The organism is Salibaculum griseiflavum (assembly GCF_003129565.1).
In the GTDB taxonomy this organism is placed as follows: Bacteria; Pseudomonadota; Alphaproteobacteria; order Rhodobacterales; family Rhodobacteraceae; genus Salibaculum; species Salibaculum griseiflavum.
In genome coordinates, this window is sequence record NZ_QETF01000001.1 from 267,405 (window position 1) to 283,072 (window position 15,668).

General features: G+C 61.9%; 18 protein-coding genes. 11 read left to right on the plus strand and 7 right to left on the minus strand.

The window, feature by feature from the left end:
- The first annotated feature begins 114 nt into the window (after positions 1-114).
- The 5 genes from DFK10_RS01485 to DFK10_RS01505 all read left to right on the plus strand — a co-directional run bounded on the left by DFK10_RS01485 (position 115) and on the right by DFK10_RS01505 (position 2,684).
- Positions 115-459: an AtpZ/AtpI family protein gene (locus tag DFK10_RS01485; protein WP_109385845.1), complete on the plus strand. Its 345-nt coding sequence runs from the start codon at positions 115-117 to the stop codon at positions 457-459.
- Positions 449-1,204, plus strand: coding sequence for a F0F1 ATP synthase subunit A (locus tag DFK10_RS01490; protein WP_109385847.1), 756 nt, complete (start codon positions 449-451; stop codon positions 1,202-1,204). Before DFK10_RS01485 ends, DFK10_RS01490 begins: the two co-directional genes overlap by 11 nt.
- 51 nt (positions 1,205-1,255) lie before the next feature.
- On the plus strand, positions 1,256-1,480 hold the full coding sequence (locus DFK10_RS01495) for a F0F1 ATP synthase subunit C (protein ID WP_084861193.1): 225 nt from the start codon (positions 1,256-1,258) through the stop codon (positions 1,478-1,480).
- Between the two features lie 83 nt (positions 1,481-1,563).
- On the plus strand, positions 1,564-2,112 hold the full coding sequence (locus DFK10_RS01500; protein WP_109385849.1) for a F0F1 ATP synthase subunit B': 549 nt from the start codon (positions 1,564-1,566) through the stop codon (positions 2,110-2,112).
- A 5-nt stretch (positions 2,113-2,117) separates the two neighbouring features.
- Positions 2,118-2,684, plus strand: coding sequence for a F0F1 ATP synthase subunit B (locus tag DFK10_RS01505; protein WP_109385851.1), 567 nt, complete (start codon positions 2,118-2,120; stop codon positions 2,682-2,684).
- A gap of 55 nt (positions 2,685-2,739) precedes the next feature.
- Here the strand turns inward: DFK10_RS01505 and DFK10_RS01510 are convergent, their stop codons facing one another.
- The 4 genes from DFK10_RS01510 to DFK10_RS01525 all read right to left on the minus strand — a co-directional run bounded on the left by DFK10_RS01510 (position 2,740) and on the right by DFK10_RS01525 (position 5,939).
- Positions 2,740-3,489, minus strand: a complete 750-nt coding sequence (locus DFK10_RS01510; RefSeq protein ID WP_109385853.1) for an NAD(P)H-dependent oxidoreductase — start codon at positions 3,487-3,489, stop codon at positions 2,740-2,742.
- Positions 3,486-4,253 (minus strand): FadR/GntR family transcriptional regulator, encoded by a 768-nt coding sequence (locus DFK10_RS01515; RefSeq protein ID WP_109385855.1) that lies wholly within the window; start codon positions 4,251-4,253, stop codon positions 3,486-3,488. The genes DFK10_RS01510 and DFK10_RS01515 overlap by 4 nt, the downstream gene beginning before the upstream one ends.
- A gap of 77 nt (positions 4,254-4,330) precedes the next feature.
- On the minus strand, positions 4,331-4,990 hold the full coding sequence (locus DFK10_RS01520; protein ID WP_109385857.1) for an OmpA family protein: 660 nt from the start codon (positions 4,988-4,990) through the stop codon (positions 4,331-4,333).
- A 112-nt stretch (positions 4,991-5,102) separates the two neighbouring features.
- Positions 5,103-5,939, minus strand: a complete 837-nt coding sequence (locus tag DFK10_RS01525) for a methylated-DNA--[protein]-cysteine S-methyltransferase (protein WP_109385859.1) — start codon at positions 5,937-5,939, stop codon at positions 5,103-5,105.
- A gap of 116 nt (positions 5,940-6,055) precedes the next feature.
- Here DFK10_RS01525 and nth point away from each other — a divergent pair, with 116 nt between their 5' ends.
- Together nth and DFK10_RS01535 are read left to right on the plus strand one after the other, a co-directional pair.
- Entirely contained in the window at positions 6,056-6,700 is a 645-nt protein-coding gene (nth, locus tag DFK10_RS01530; protein ID WP_109385861.1) for an endonuclease III, read from the plus strand.
- The gene (locus DFK10_RS01535) at positions 6,697-7,689 is read left to right on the plus strand and encodes an adenosine kinase (RefSeq protein ID WP_109385863.1); all 993 of its coding nucleotides are present in this window, start codon (positions 6,697-6,699) and stop codon (positions 7,687-7,689) included. The genes nth and DFK10_RS01535 overlap by 4 nt, the downstream gene beginning before the upstream one ends.
- Here the strand turns inward: DFK10_RS01535 and DFK10_RS01540 are convergent, their stop codons facing one another.
- Positions 7,690-8,472, minus strand: a complete 783-nt coding sequence (locus DFK10_RS01540; protein ID WP_217810030.1) for a glycosyltransferase family protein — start codon at positions 8,470-8,472, stop codon at positions 7,690-7,692.
- A gap of 75 nt (positions 8,473-8,547) precedes the next feature.
- The gene (locus DFK10_RS01545; RefSeq protein WP_109385865.1) at positions 8,548-9,366 is read right to left on the minus strand and encodes a sulfotransferase family protein; all 819 of its coding nucleotides are present in this window, start codon (positions 9,364-9,366) and stop codon (positions 8,548-8,550) included.
- A 140-nt stretch (positions 9,367-9,506) separates the two neighbouring features.
- Between DFK10_RS01545 and DFK10_RS01550 the strand changes: the two genes are divergently transcribed.
- Positions 9,507-11,084: a DUF5928 domain-containing protein gene (locus DFK10_RS01550; RefSeq protein ID WP_109385867.1), complete on the plus strand. Its 1,578-nt coding sequence runs from the start codon at positions 9,507-9,509 to the stop codon at positions 11,082-11,084.
- A 10-nt stretch (positions 11,085-11,094) separates the two neighbouring features.
- Positions 11,095-11,457 (plus strand): HIT domain-containing protein, encoded by a 363-nt coding sequence (locus DFK10_RS01555; RefSeq protein ID WP_109385869.1) that lies wholly within the window; start codon positions 11,095-11,097, stop codon positions 11,455-11,457.
- A gap of 83 nt (positions 11,458-11,540) precedes the next feature.
- On the opposite strand, the gene DFK10_RS01560 is transcribed toward DFK10_RS01555, so the two are convergent.
- Positions 11,541-12,467 carry an ABC transporter ATP-binding protein gene (locus DFK10_RS01560; protein ID WP_109385871.1) on the minus strand — a complete coding sequence of 309 codons (927 nt, stop codon included), beginning with the start codon at positions 12,465-12,467 and terminating at the stop codon, positions 11,541-11,543.
- A gap of 82 nt (positions 12,468-12,549) precedes the next feature.
- Here DFK10_RS01560 and DFK10_RS01565 point away from each other — a divergent pair, with 82 nt between their 5' ends.
- Together DFK10_RS01565 and polA are read left to right on the plus strand one after the other, a co-directional pair.
- Positions 12,550-12,729 (plus strand): zinc-finger domain-containing protein, encoded by a 180-nt coding sequence (locus DFK10_RS01565; RefSeq protein WP_109385873.1) that lies wholly within the window; start codon positions 12,550-12,552, stop codon positions 12,727-12,729.
- A gap of 71 nt (positions 12,730-12,800) precedes the next feature.
- Positions 12,801-15,605 (plus strand): DNA polymerase I, encoded by a 2,805-nt coding sequence (polA, locus tag DFK10_RS01570; protein WP_109385875.1) that lies wholly within the window; start codon positions 12,801-12,803, stop codon positions 15,603-15,605.
- The last annotated feature ends 63 nt before the right edge of the window (positions 15,606-15,668 follow it).

A 15,668-nucleotide genomic window follows, 5' to 3' on the forward strand; every position in this document is an offset into this window, starting at 1 on the left:
GTGGCGCGCCATGGTTTAATTATTATGAATCAGTGGGTTGTGCGGCGTGATGGTAGAGTTGACTCTGACACTCCCCACGCTTAGCACATCCTCAACCGATGAAAGGGGCTGATCTTGTCCGATCATGATCCATCAGACCGCCTGCAGGCGCTGGAGGAAAAGATCGCGGCAGCCAAGACCGGCAAGGTCGAGAAGCACCATTCCGAGGAGCACTATTCGCAAGCGCAGCTTGCCTGGCGGATGGTGATCGAGCTTGTGGCCGGTCTGGGGATCGGTTTCGGCATCGGATACGGGCTGGACTACCTGCTGGGTACGACGCCTTGGTTGATGGTGCTTTTCGTTTTCTTCGGCCTCGCGGCTGGTGTCAAAACCATGATGCGGTCGGCGGAAGAGATACAAAGAACGCAGCTGTCCGAGCAGGGCGGCGAGGACGGGAAAGACAAACGCGATGGCGACTGAGACGAACGGCGGAGAAAGCAGCCTGGTCTTCCACCCGATGGACCAGTTCATTGTCGAGCCTCTTTTCGGGAACGGCCCGATCCACTGGTACACACCCACCAACGTGACGTTGTGGATGGCACTGGCCGTCGTCGGGGTGATCCTGCTTCTGGTCGTCGGCACCCGCCGTCGGGCCATCGTGCCCAACCGCACCCAGTCGATCGCCGAGCTTGCCTACGGTTTCATCTACAAGATGGTCGAGGATGTCGCGGGCAAGGATGCCGTGGGGTTCTTCCCCTACATTATGACCCTGTTCATGTTCATCGTTTTCGCCAACTTCCTTGGGCTGGTGCCAACCGCCTTCACCACGACCTCGCATTTCGCCGTTACCGTGGTGCTTGCCCTGGCCGTCTTCCTGACCGTCACGATCGTCGGGTTCGTCAAGAACGGGTCGAAATTCCTGGGGCTGTTCTGGGTGTCCAGCGCGCCGCTCGCTCTGCGCCCGATCCTGGCCGTGATCGAGCTTATCTCTTACTTCGTGCGTCCGGTCAGCCACTCCATTCGTCTTGCCGGCAACCTGATGGCCGGTCACGCGGTGATCAAGGTTTTCGCCGGCTTCGCCGCGATTGCCCTTGTCAGCCCGCTGTCGGTGCTGGCGATCACGGCGATGTACGGTCTCGAAGTCCTGGTATCCTTCATCCAGGCCTATGTCTTCACCATTCTGACCTGCGTGTATCTGAAGGATGCGCTGCACCCGTCGCACTAAGGTCCGAACTGCACTCTCGAAACTTCCAAATCAATCGTAAGGAGAATTCTCATGGAAGGTGAACTCGCACATATCGGCGCTGGTCTGGCTGCAATCGGTTCCGGCGCTGCCGCAATCGGTGTGGGCACCGTTGCCGGCAACTTCCTGGCCGGCGCCCTGCGCAACCCGTCCGCCGCTGGCGGCCAGACGGCCACCCTGTTCATCGGCATCGCCTTCGCAGAGGCCCTGGGGATCTTCTCGTTCCTCGTCGCCCTGCTGCTGATGTTCGCCGTCTAAGCCTTACGGAACACTTTCCTTACGCGCGGGCGGCTCGGCAACGGGCCGCCCGATAGTGAGACCCAGTTCCGACGGAGGACGTCATGGCGACCGAAACAACCGGGGAAACCGCAAGCACCTGTGTCGGTGTTGATGGCTCTGCCATCGGCATGCCGCAGCTGTGTTTTGACTGGTGGCCCAACCAGATTTTCTGGCTTCTTCTCACGCTCGTCGTGATCTACTTCGTGCTGTCCCGCATCGCGCTGCCCCGCATTTCCGCGGTTCTGGCCGAACGCGCGGGCACCATAACCAATGATATCGCCGCTGCCGAAGAGCTGAAGCAGAAGGCACAAGAGGCCGAGGCCGCCTATGAAAAGGCGCTTGCCGATGCCCGTGCCGAAGCCCAGCGTATCGTCGCGGAATCGAAGGCCGAGATCCAGGCCGAGCTCGACGCGGAGATGGCCAAGGCCGACGCCGAGATTGCCGCTCGCACTGCCGAGAGCGAGAAGGCGATCGCCGAGATCCAGGCCAATGCCATGGACAGCGTCAAGGACGTGGCCAAGGACGTGGCCAAGGACATCGTTGCCGCCATGGGTGGGAAGGCAGATGCCCGCACCGTGACAGCGGCCGTCAACGCCCGGATGAAAGGGTAAGCGCCATGAAAAAACTCATGACCACCGCCGCCCTGTCGCTCGTCGCCTCTCCTGCCTTCGCGGCGTCGGGCGATTACGGCTTCTTCTCGCTCAAGAACACCGACTTCATCGTTCTTCTGGGCTTTATCGTCTTCCTTGCCGTGCTGGCCTATTTCAAGGTCCCCGGCATGATCGGCAAGATGCTGGACGACCGTGCCGAGGGCATCAAGTCCGAGCTGGACGAAGCCAAGGCCCTGCGTGAAGAGGCGCAGACCCTGCTGGCATCCTACGAGCGCAAGCAGAAAGAGGTTCAGGCCCAGGCCGATCGGATCGTCACGACCGCCAAGGAAGAGGCGACGGCCGCGGCCGAGCAGGCCAAGGACGACATCAAGGCCTCTGTTGCGCGCCGTCTGGCCGCTGCCGAAGAGCAGATCGAGAGCGCCAAGGACTCGGCTGTCCGTGACGTGCAATCCAAGGCCGTCGCTGTCGCAATCGGTGCCGCGCAGGACGTGATCGCAAAGCAGACCACGGCAACCGAGGCCAACAAGCTGATTGATGAGGCGATCGCCGAGGTGGGTGCCAAGCTGCACTGACCAGACGAAACCCGACGAAATGGAAAGGCCCGGTGCTTCATGCCCGGGCCTTTTTTCATGCTTGGTGGGTTATGAAGGGCGTGACTTCCGGGGCATCGGCTTTCAACCGGCCATTTTCATCGAAATCCGTGTCCCCGTTGAACCGCACCCTGGGCCGGTCACCCCAGCCCGCCAGCAGGCTCGGCTGGTCGGACAGCGCCTTGGACATGCGGGCTTCCATCTCGGTGCGGGCTGACCCTTTGTGGTATCCGTGCACGCCGTGAACAAAGACAGGATCCAGCACCTCGAATCCGCAATAGCGAAGCGCATACATGAATGGCCACAGCACCAGCCGGATATTCCCCTCGCGGCCATCGGGGGCTGTTTCGATCGCATCGGCGCCGGTCGTCGCACAGATGAGCACCGACTTGCCCCGGGCCAACCCCTTGTCGAACCGCTGGCTGCCCTTGTGGAGGACGCCGTTCACGAGGCACCTGTCCATCCAGCCTTTCAGGATCGCGGGCGGCCCGAACCACCAGACAGGGAAATGCAGGATCAGCCGGTCGGCCTTTTGAATCTTTCCTAGTTCGCGGGCGACGTCGCCGGGCAGCTTGCCGGTCTGCGCGGCGGCTTCCTGCGCCTTGAGGGTATCGAACGGCCCTTCTTGCCAATAATGACTGGCCCGTTCGACCGGGTCGAACCCGTCCTGAACCAGATGACTTTCAAGAGGATCCCGGCAGGCGTTCGCGCTCGCCCGCGCCCACTGATGGGTGAAGCTGCCTGAATCGGCGTTGGCAGTGACGACAAGGGTTTGGGGCGCGGTCATTTTCCGATTTCGTGTTCGTAACGTTGACGCGCGATCCGCTCGTTGTGCTCGGCCTGTTGATGATCGGTGAGGGCCTGTTCGACGAAGGAAAGGTGGGCCTCGACCGCCGCACGGGCCGCAGTCGCATCGCGGGCCTGAAGCGCATCATTGATCGCGCGGTGCTGGTCCAGCAGGCTCTCGCGGGTCATGCGCTGCTTGAACATGATCTGGCGGTTGTAGAAGACGCCTTCCCGAAGCAGCTGGTACATAGAGCGCATCATGTGCAGCATGATGACATTGTGGCTCGCCTCGATGATCGAAAGGTGGAAATCCGCGTCCAGCGCCGCCTCTTGCTGAGGGTTCCGCTTGCGATGGGCCGCTTCCATCTTCTGAAAGATCGTGTCGATGACCTTCAGGTCGGTCTCGGTTCCGTGGGCGGCGGCCCGCTCGGCGGCCAGTCCTTCCATGTCGCGGCGAAAAGCGATGTAGTCGAAGACCGCCTCGTCATGGGTGGAAAACAGCCGCACCAGGGCATCCGAGAAGGCATTTCCGAAGACTTCGGCCACGTAGACCCCCGAACCGGCCTTGCTGGTCAGCAACCCGTTCTCCTGCAATTCGGCAAGGGCCTCGCGGAGGGACGGGCGCGACACGCCCAACCGTTCGGAAAGTTCCCGTTCCGAAGGCAGCCGTTCACCGGGGCGCAGTATGCCGCGCAGGATCAATTTCTCGATCTGGCGAACAACCGATTGCGACAGCTTCTCGGGCTGGACGGGTTCAAATGGCATGGTGGCCTCCGCTGGCTCTGGTCAAGACATATGACCAAAGCCAGCGGGGCTCAATGGGCCGTGCGGACGGCTCCGGTTCAGGCGTTCGGCGTGATCGTGATTTCCACCCGCCGGTTCTGAGCCCGACCTTCGGGTGTCAGGTTCGTTGCGATAGGGGCATCCTCGCCCCGTCCGATCGACCGGATGCGGTTCGGTGTGACGCCGGCACCGATCAAAACCGAGCTGACCGCTTGGGCGCGACGGGCCGAAAGATCCTGGTTGTAGGCAGCGCTGCCGGTGTTGTCGGTATGGCCGATCACATTGATCGTGGTCCCCGGGTAGCGGTTGATCGAGGCGGCCAGCGTGGTCAGATCGCTGCGCAGCGCGCCGGTGAGCTGGGCGCTATCGGTAGCGAACAGGATGTCCTGCGGCAGGGTCACGATCAGCTGGTCGCCGGTGTTCACGATGGTCGCGTTGGAGCCCATCTGCTGGCGCAGCTCGGCCTCCTGGCGATCCAGCTGTGCGCCTCCGATGGCACCCAACCCGCCACCGACCAGAGCGCCGACAACGGCGCCGCGGCGGCGTTCCTCGGCATTGTCACCCGAGGCGATGCCCACCAGTGCGCCAAGGCCCGCCCCCACGGCAGCGCCGGTTTGCTGGTTGCGGTTGGGGTTGTTGGGGTCGGTCATCTCGGCACAGCCGGCGACGACGAACAGGGACGAGGCCACCAGGGCCGTGGTCAGCTTTGAAATCTTCATCGGTCTTCTTTCACTTTTGGGCGCGCATGCATCGCGCGTCTGTGCCATCTTATCGCGGTGCGGCCCCTGTTATCCAATATCAGCGGATCTACACGCGGTTTATCGCCGATCCTCAAGCGTCGGCGCGGGCGGATTCCCAGGCCAATATGGCGCGTTTGACCGGCAGCCCCCAGTGATACCCGCCAAGCCCGCCCGATTTGCGGATGGCACGATGGCAGGGAATGAGGAAGCTGACGGGGTTCCGGCCCACTGCACTGCCGACGGCGCGTACCGCGTTGGGATTGCCGATGGCGGTCGCGATCTCGGAATAGGTCGTCACGTGGCCCGAGGGGATCGCGAGCAACGCCTCCCAGACCTTGATCTGAAGAGGCGTGCCAATCAGGTGGAGTGGCGTCGGCTTGGCGATATTCTCGCCAAAGGCGGCTTGCACCCACGGGCGCAGCGCGTCCGGATCTTCTACGAAATCCGCGTTGGGCCATCGCCCGGTCAGGTCGGCCATCGCGGCCTCGTCCCCTGTTTCCTCGGTAAAACCGATCCCGCAAAGGCCCTTGTCCGTGCCCATGACCAGCGCTCGGCCGAACGGGCTGTCGAACCAGCCCCAGCGTACGGTCAGGCCTGCACCGGCACGGGCATAGTCGCCTGGGCTCATGGCTTCCCAGCGAAGAAACAGGTCATGCAGGCGGCCCGAGCCGGACAGGCCCACCGCATCGGCCGTTTCCAGGGTGGTGAACCGGTCCTTGAGCAGCGCCTTGGCATGTCCCAGGGCAAGGTATTGCTGGTAGCGTTTTGGACTGACCCCAACCCACCGCGAGAATAGCCTCTGGAAATGGGCGGGCGACATTTCCATCCGCGCGGCAAGGTCTTCCAGCGATAGAGGCGCGGGCGCGGCGTCGATCTCTTCGATGGCGCGGCGCATGACGTGGTAATGGTAACGGCTGTCCTGGGTCATGGTCTGATCTTAGGCCTCGCCGCTGCGGCAGGCGACCCGGTTCTTGCGCCAAACCCAGGTGTTTTTGGCTTCCTTCCCCTTGCCGCCTGCCTGCGGCTCGGCCAAAAGGGTCCGCGATGGCAAAACAGCTTGCATATCCTAAGATGCGCGCCGTGTTCGAACGCTTCCGGGCTGCCGAACCGGAACCGAAGGGCGAATTGAATCACGTCAACGCCTACACGCTGGTCGTGGCCGTGGCCCTGTCGGCGCAGGCAACCGACGCGGGGGTGAACAAGGCCACCGAAAAGCTGTTCCAGATTGCCGACACCCCCGAGAAGATGCTGGCGCTGGGCGAAGAGGGCGTGATCGAGCATATCAAGACGATCGGGCTCTATCGAAACAAGGCCAAGAACGTCATCAAGCTGTCGAAAATCCTTGTCGAGGACTATGGCGGCGAGGTTCCCAATTCCCGCGCCGCGCTGCAATCGCTGCCCGGCGTAGGGCGCAAGACCGCCAACGTGGTGCTGAACATGTGGTGGCATTACCCGGCCCAGGCGGTCGACACGCATATCTTCCGTGTCGGCAACCGCACGGGCATCTGCCCCGGCAAGGACGTCGTGGCCGTGGAACGCGCGATCGAGGACAACGTGCCGGTCGATTTCCAGCAGCATGCCCATCACTGGCTGATCCTGCACGGGCGCTATATCTGCGTGGCCCGGAAACCCAAATGCGGCGCCTGTGTCATTCGTGACCTGTGCCAGTTCGAGGACAAGACGGAATGAAGAAATACCAGGTTGTCGGCATCGGGAATGCCATGGCCGACGTGCTGACCCGCGAGGCCGAGGAGTTCCTGTCTGAGATGGGGATCGAAAAGGGCATCATGCAGCTGATCGACATGGAACGCGCGGTCCAGCTTTATGACAATGTCGGCCCCGCAGAAGAAATAAGCGGCGGATCGGCCGCGAACACCATCGCCGGGATTGCCCACTTGGGCGGGCGCTGCGCCTATGTGGGCAAGGTCAAGGACGACCAGCTGGGCCGGATCTTTGCCCATGACCTGCGGGCGCAAGGGGCCGATTACGAGACCGTGCTCGCCCCCAAGGACGCCGAGCATGAAACCGGTCGCTGCATCGTGATCGTCACGCCCGATGGCGAGCGGTCGATGAACACCTACCTCGGTGTCACCGAGTTTCTGGAACCGTCGGATATCGACCCGTCGCAGATGGCCGATACCGATTGGATCTACCTGGAAGGTTATCGCTTTGACGGGCCCGACAGCCACGCGGCCTTTGCCAAGGCGATCAATGCCTGCAAGCCCCATGGCGGCAAGGTGGCCCTGACCCTGTCCGATCCGTTCTGCGTGGAACGGCACCGCGATGCCTTTCGTCTGATGATCCGCGAGGACGTGGACCTTCTCTTTGCGAACCGGGCCGAGGTCATGTCGATGTATCAGACCGAGGATTTCGCGGCGGCGCGGGCTGCCGCGGCGGCAGATGTCGAGATCGCCATCTGCACCGACAGCGAGAATGGCGTCTATGTTCTGTCGGGCGGCGAGGAAACCCATGTGCCCGCCGTGCCCACGCAGATCGTCGATGCCACAGGGGCAGGGGATCTCTTTGCCGGCGCCTTCCTGTGGGGCCTCTGCGAGGGTCACCCATTGGAAATATGTGCGCGGATGGGGAACGTGGCGGCCTCGGAGGTGATCAGCCACATCGGCGCCCGCGCCCAGGCGGATCTCAAGGCGCTGTTCGGCAAACACGGCCTGCTCTGATCATTCCTGCCTGACATCTCGGGCATGGCGGAAGCTGGCGACAGGATCGGCCAGGTTTGTCGACGGCAGGCGCTGTTTCAGCGCGGACCATTCCAGTTTCAGCGCCTCGCGCTCCAGCCTCAGGATGTCTTTCAGGTCGCTGACCTGGACCCCACCATCACGCAGGTGACGCAGCAATTGGTGCGAATGGATGATCCGCGGGATGGCGTCCAGCGGCTCCCATGCATCGAGCATCGTAACCCGTCGAAGGTTCCATTCCGGCGGCAGCACCCAGAACCGCAGGTCAGAGGCCCAAAGCAAGCCCTTGAGCGTGACCTGGTCGCGCGCCACGCCGGCCGTGTCATAGGCGGCTGACCAATCGCCGAGAAAGCGGAGCATTGGCGCGCTCTTGTTATAGAACATGACGCCGGAATTATGCTGGCAAAAGGTCGATGGCCCATCGCCCGCCTCGATCAGTTCGGACGAGCGCCGCACATCATGGGCGATGGCCAGATCGAAGCGGTCAAGAATATCAAACCCGTCGCGCACAGGCCCCACAACCAGCGTGTCGCAATCCATGAACAAGGTGCGTTCGAAGGGGCTTGCGGCCATGGCTGCAATCTTGGCGCGCGCGCAGCCGACCGGAATGGGATGCACCGCATCGAACGGGAAATCGACATGCGCCTGGTCGGTGAACAAGTGAACCGGAAGCACAGGGTCGATCTCGCGCAAGCTGGCCGCGCTTTGACAGGCCAAGGCGGCATATTCGGCCCCTTCGCCCACGTAGATGACCCCGTTCTTCATAGCTCGCCTCCTGCAGGAACACCGGTGAGATGTGGCGGCCAACGCGGTCGTCAATGTCTTGGGGGCCGGGGCGACCTATTCGCCAAGTTTGGCGTGGACCTCGTCAAGGTCGATCTCGGCGACCGGCATCTTGTTGGACGGGTCCTCGAAATCGTATTTGAAGAGCTGGAAGTCCTTCTTGTAGATTTCGTAGACCAGATGCATCGACAGGTCGTCGAAGTAGTCTTCGACCGGGTGGGCGCGCTTGGGGCCGTGGCCCTCGGATTCATTGAAACGGGGCACCTTGTCCAGCTTGACACCGACGGGGGTTTCGATGGCGTCCAGCACCGATTGCATCCCCTCGTTGAACTTCTCGGTCCAGAAGATGTTGTCGTAGGTGCCGCCGTTCAGGATGAAGGTGCTGACATGGCCGGACATGGCCGACCAGTGAATGTCGGGGTCCATGGGGCGGCGCCAGCGGATCGTGTCGCGCGCAAACAGAAGGAAGCGGCGGAAGCTCTTGATCTGGTCGAACTCGAAACCGTCCTCGGGGCTGCCCACCTCGATCCCGTATTTCTGGATCAGTAGGGGGACGAGGTTGCCGCGATAGCGCCGGCCATTGCGCTGAATGCCGCAGATCTTGTCGAAGAAGGATGACAGGATGCGCGTGTAGGGGTTACGCACACAGGTGAAGGCATAGCTTTTATGGCCCTGCACGTTCTCGGTGATCTTGGGCTGGCTGTCTTCGAAGGCCCATTTGTGCATGCCGCTGTCGGCATCGTGGATGTCCCCATCGAAGAACTTGCCGTGGTCCGAAAAGAACATGATCTGACCAATGGTCGAACACGCGCATTTCGGAACCACGCGGTAGACCACGCTTTCGCTTTCGGTCATCCAGGTCCCGGGAAACCCCATTCTTGCTGCCTCCAAAAAAACCGGCCTTGTTGTGCCTTGGCCGTTTCCCGCAAAAAAGCAAAGAAACCGTGTTTATTCAATCTGTCTTCACGTTTAGACAGTTAGAACAATCCAGTCCGGAGGGGTAGACTGTTTCCAGTATGGCGCGAATTGCCTTCATATTGCTGTGTCACAAGGACCCCAAGGCGATTATCCGTCAGGCGGAACAGCTGACGGCTGTCGGCGACTACATCTCGATCCATTTCGATGCCCGTGCGCCGAAGGACGCCTACGCGATGATCCGCGATGCTCTCGCGGACAATTCCAACGTCACCTTCGCCAGGAAACGGATCAGATGTGGTTGGGGGGAATGGTCGCTGGTCCAGGCCACGCTGCATGCGGTCGAGGCGGCGGTCGAGGCGTTTCCACGTGCCACGCATTTCTACATGGTTTCGGGCGATTGCATGGCGATCAAGTCGGCGCAATATGCCCATGCGGTGCTGGATGCCGATGATGTCGACTACATCGAAAGCTTCGATTTCTTCGAAAGCGACTGGATCAAGACCGGCATGAAGGAAGAGCGCCTGATCTACCGGCACTGGTTCAACGAACGCAATCAGAAAACGCTGTTCTACCGTTCCTGGTGGTTGCAGCGGCGATTGGGCCTGGAGCGCTCGGTGCCAGCCGATTTGCAGGTGATGATCGGCAGCCAGTGGTGGTGCCTGCGCCGGCGGACCATCGAATGGATCCTCGATTTCACCCGCAAACGGCGCGACGTGATGCGCTTTTTCCGCACCACCTGGATCCCGGACGAGACTTTTTTCCAGACACTCGTGCGCCACCTGGTGCCGGAACCCGAAATTCGCACCCGGACCCTGACCTTTCTGATGTTCACCGACTACGGGATGCCGGTGACCTTCTACAACGATCACTACGATCTGCTGCTGAGCCAGGACTACCTGTTCGCCCGCAAGATCAGCCCCGAGGCGGGACAGCTGAAAGAGCGGTTGGGGCGGCTCTATGCCTCGGACAGAACGGATTTCAAGATATCGGACGAGGGCCGCAAGCTGTTCCAGTTCCTGACGGGCCGAGGCCGGATCGGGCGACGGTTCGCGCCGCGGTTCTGGGAGACCGAGACCTCGCTCGGGCGGGAACGGGAACTGATGATCATCGCCTGCAAGAAATGGCATGTGGCCAAGCGATTGGTGGGGTCGATCAAACACCACACGAACCTGACGGCGATCGACTACCTCTTCAACGAAGAAGACACACCGTTACCGGATCTGGGCGGCATCCAGACGACGTTGGAAAAGCGCACGCGGCATCGACGGGCGTTGATGCGAATGCTGTTCGATTACCACGAAACCGACCGGCTGATCTTCTGCATAGACACCGCCAATCTGGACCTGATGCAGGATTTCTTTTCCGACCGCAGCACCACGCGCCTGCTGGAGATCGCGTGCGAATTCACCGACGAGTACCTGGCCGGTCATGCCAAGAGGGTCGGGCTGGCGGGGGAAGAAACCTCGGATGAGACACTCAAGCAATTGCTGCCCACGATCCGCTATGATGTGGTCTTCGAGGCGGATCGAATCCGCGATGCGGGTTTCCCCAATCACGGCAAGATCCGGGAACGCAACACGCCCGAGGAAAATGCGGCCAGGATTGCCGAGTTCCTGAGCGTACCCGAGGACACGGCACGCAGCATCGCCCAGACACCCTATCTTTTTGCAGATTGAGGAGAGCGGAATGGATTTCGCCTACGACGACCAGAACATCTTTGCGAAAATTCTACGGGGCGAGATCCCCAATGACACTGTCTTCGAGAATGATCATGCCCTTGCGTTTCGGGACATCCAGCCGCAGGCGCCGGTCCATGTGCTGGTGATCCCGAAAGGGCCGTATGTGTCGATGGACCATTTTGCTCGTGATGCCAGTGCCGAAGAGCAGGCGGGCTTCTTTGCCGCCGTGGCCGCGGTCTGCGACAGTGAAGGCGTCGAGGACGGGTTCCGCGCGATTTCGAACACGCGCGCACATGGCGTGCAGGAGGTGCCGCATTTCCACCTGCACATCCTCGGCGGTCGCCCGATGGGGCGAATGTTGTCCAATTGAGTGCTGCGCACGCTTTGTAGATTGAATGAGGGGGCGCTGCCCCCTCAAACTCCCCCGCGGTATTTTCGACCCAAAGAAGCCTGTCAGCTCTTGGTGAGCGACAGGAAGACGTCTTCGAGGTCGGCCTCTTCGGTGCGGACATCTGCGATGGAGATGCCCGCCGCGCGCACAGCGGCGAGGATCGATTCGGCCGGCGTGGTGCTGGTGCGATAGGTGAAATGCATGGTGCCGTCGGGCATCGCCTCTGCCGCGACATCCTCTGGCATCGCCGGGAGAATGGCATCGCCATCCGGTCGGATCACCATGGTCTTGCTGTCCAGGCGGGACAGGAGGTTCGCGGTGCTGTCATTGGCGATGACCGTGCCGTGGTTGATGATGGCGATCTGGTCGCACATCTGTTCGGCCTCTTCGAGGTAATGGGTCGTCAGGATGATCGTCATGCCCTGTTCGTTCAGCATACGCACATTCTGCCACAGCATGTTGCGCAGCTCGATATCGACGCCGGCGGTGGGTTCATCCAGAACCAGCACTTGCGGCGAATGGACCAGCGCCTTGCCCAGGAGCAGTCGCCGCCGCATGCCGCCAGAGAGCGAGCGGGCATAGGCTTCGGCCTTGTCGGCCAGCCCGATGAGTTCCAGCAGTTCCTCGGTGCGGCGTTTGTGTTTCGGGACCCCATAGAGACCGGCCTGCACGTCGAGCGAACCCCGCGGCGTGAAGAAGGCATCGAGATTGGGCTCTTGCGGCATGATCCCGATGGCGGCGCGCGACTGGCGCGGGTTCTCGTCCTGGTCGAAGCCCCAGATGCGAACGCTGCCGGCGGATTTGACCACCAGCCCGGCCAGGATATTGATCAACGTGGACTTGCCCGCACCGTTGGGTCCCAGCAGGCCAAAGATCGACCCGCGCGGCACCGTCAGGTCGATGCCGGTCAGGGCCTCTTTCGCGGGTGAGCGGCGGGTTGCGGCATAGGTCTTGCGCAGGCCCTCGATTTCGATGGCGTTCTCGGCCATTTCGGCTGTCCCTTCTCTTGTCGGTGCCGGGGAAAACGTAGTATGCCCTGACCTAGCCCGCAGCCCAGAAAGAGGCAATGACATGTCCATTCCCGCGCCCGAGACCAAGATCGTCAACAGCCACCGCGTTGCCTGCGATGGCGGCGAGGGGGCGCTGGGCCATCCGCGTGTCTGGTTGCAGATCCCGGAAGACACCGGCTGGGTCGAATGCCCCTATTGCGACGCCCGTTATGTCTACGGTGAGGATGCCAAGTCGGCCTGACCCGCGACAACGCCGTTGAACCCCGCGCCTGCGCCGGATACCACTGACCGGGTCTGGCACAGGAGGCGCGCATGGCGTTCGGCAAAGGTTGTCACCTACACCTGATCGACGGGTCTGCCTACATTTTCCGCGCCTATCACGCGCTGCCGCCGCTGACGCGGAAATCCGATGGCCTGCCGGTAGGCGCGGTCAGCGGCTTTTGCAACATGTTGCAGCGTTACGTGGATGAGAATGTCGATTCCGACGTGACCCATGTGGCGGTGATTTTCGACAAGGGCAGTCACACCTTTCGCAACGACCTTTATGATCAATACAAGGCCAACCGGGACGAGATGCCCGAGGATCTGCGCCCGCAGATCCCGCTGACGCGCCGCGCGACCGAGGCGTTCAATATAGCCTGCAAGGAAATGGAAGGCTACGAGGCGGACGACATCATCGCGACCCTCGCCTGCCAAGCCCGGGCGGCGGGTGGCCGCGTCACCATCCTGTCGTCTGACAAGGACCTGATGCAGCTGGTGGGTGACGGCGTCGAGATGCTGGACCCGATGAAGAACCGCACGATCGACAGCGAAGGGGTCGAGGAGAAATTCGGCGTCGGCCCGGACCGGGTGGTGGACGTGCAGGCGCTTGCAGGGGACAGCGTGGACAACGTGCCAGGCGCGCCGGGGATCGGGATCAAGACGGCGGCGCTGCTGATCAACGAGTTCGGTTCGTTGGAGGAGTTGCTGGACCGGGCCGAGGAGATCAAGCAGCCCAAGCGCCGCCAGACCCTGATCGAAAAGCGCGACCAGATCGAGCTTTCGAAAAAGCTCGTGCAGCTGGATTGCGAAACGCCCATCGACTTCACGCTGGACGATCTGGAGGTGCGCGACGCCGAGCCTGACGTGCTGCTTGGTTTCCTGGCGGAAATGGAGTTCCGCACCATTACCAAGCGCATTGCCGACAAGCTGGACATCGAGCCGCCGGTGATCGAGGACAAGACCCCAGAAGGCGCCAACCCGCCTGAACAGGAGGACGGCCCCGAGGCGCTGCCCTTCGAGCCGGAGAAGTACGAGACGGTGCGTGATGCTCAGGCGCTGCAGGCCTGGATCGACCGCGCCTATGAACGCGGCTATGTCGCCGTCGATACCGAAACCACCGGGCTGGACGACATGGTCGTGGACCTCGTGGGCATCTGCCTGAGCGTGGATCCCGGAAAGGCCTGCTATGTCCCGTTGGCCCATGTCTCGGACGAGGGCGGGGACCTGTTCGGGTCCGACGCCAAACTCGACGGGCAGATGGACATGGACAGGTGCCTGGAGATGCTGAAGCCGCTTCTTGAAGATGACGGCGTGCTGAAGATCTTCCAGAACGCCAAGTATGACTGCAAGATTTTCGCGCGCTACGGTGTCACGGTCGCCCCGTTCGATGACACGATGCTGATGAGCTATGCTCTCAATGCCGGGCTGCACGGGCACGGGATGGATGCGCTGAGCGAACGCTACCTGTCGCACAATCCGATCGAGATCAAGACGCTGCTTGGCACCGGCAAGTCTGCCAAGACCTTTGACAAGGTTCCGATCGACGAGGCGACGAAATATGCTGCCGAGGACGCGGATATCACATTGCGCCTGTGGCAGGTCTTCAAGCCGCAACTGCATCGCAAACAGGTGACGACAGTCTACGAGACCCTCGAACGCCCCCTGTCGCCGGTTCTGGCGCAGATGGAACGCAACGGGATCAAGGTGGATCGCAACACGCTGTCGCAGATGTCCAATGCCTTTGCGCAGAAGATGGCCGGGCTGGAATCCGAGATCCATGAGCTGGCGGGAGAGGAATTCAACGTTGGCAGCCCCGCGCAGGTGGGCGAAATCCTGTTCGGCAAGATGGGACTGGAGGGCGGCAAGCGCGGCAAGACCGGGAAGTATTCCACCCCGGCGGACGTGCTGGAGGATCTGGCCACCGAGCACGACCTGCCCGCGCGCATTCTGGATTGGCGCCAACTGTCGAAGCTCAAATCGACCTATACCGATGCGCTTCAGACGCATATCAATGCCGAAACCGGGCGGGTCCATACCTCTTACGTGCAGACGGGGGCGAATACCGGCCGATTGGCCTCCACCGATCCGAACCTGCAGAACATCCCCGTGCGCACCGAGGAAGGCCGCCGTATCCGAGAGGCCTTCGTCGCCGAAAAGGGCAATGTTCTGGTCAGCCTCGACTATTCCCAGATCGAGCTGCGCATCCTTGCCCATGTGGCGGAAATCGACGCCCTGAAACAGGCGTTCCGGGAAGGGCAGGACATTCATGCCGCTACCGCGTCGGAGATGTTTGGCGTGCCGCTGGACGAGATGACCCCGGATGTGCGGCGTCAGGCCAAGGCGATCAATTTCGGGGTGATCTACGGGATCTCGGCCTTCGGGCTGGCGCGCAACCTGCGCATTCCGCGGGAAGAGGCCAAGGGCTTCATCGACAGATATTTCGAACGGTTCCCCGGTATCCGCACCTACATGGATGACACGGTGGACTTCGCGAAGGAACACAAGTTCGTCCAGACGCTGTTCGGTCGCAAGATTCATACGCCCGAGATCAACGCCAAGGGCCCCGGCGCCGGGTTTGCCAAGCGGGCGGCGATCAACGCTCCGATCCAGGGCACGGCGGCCGACGTGATCCGCCGCGCCATGGTGCGGATGCCAGATGCCATCGCCAACCTGCCTGCCAGAATGCTGCTACAGGTCCATGACGAATTGCTATTCGAGGTCGACGCGTCCGCCGTGGAAGACCTGATCGGGGCCGCGCGCGAGGTGATGGAAAATGCGGCCGACCCCGCAGTAAAGATCGACGTGCCGCTGGTCGTCGATGCCGGGCAGGGCGATACCTGGGCCGAGGCGCATTAGCGCCGCGCAGTGCCGCTTTCGGACAGCCCTGTGGCTGTGTGATAGATATCTGGCAGGTTCCGA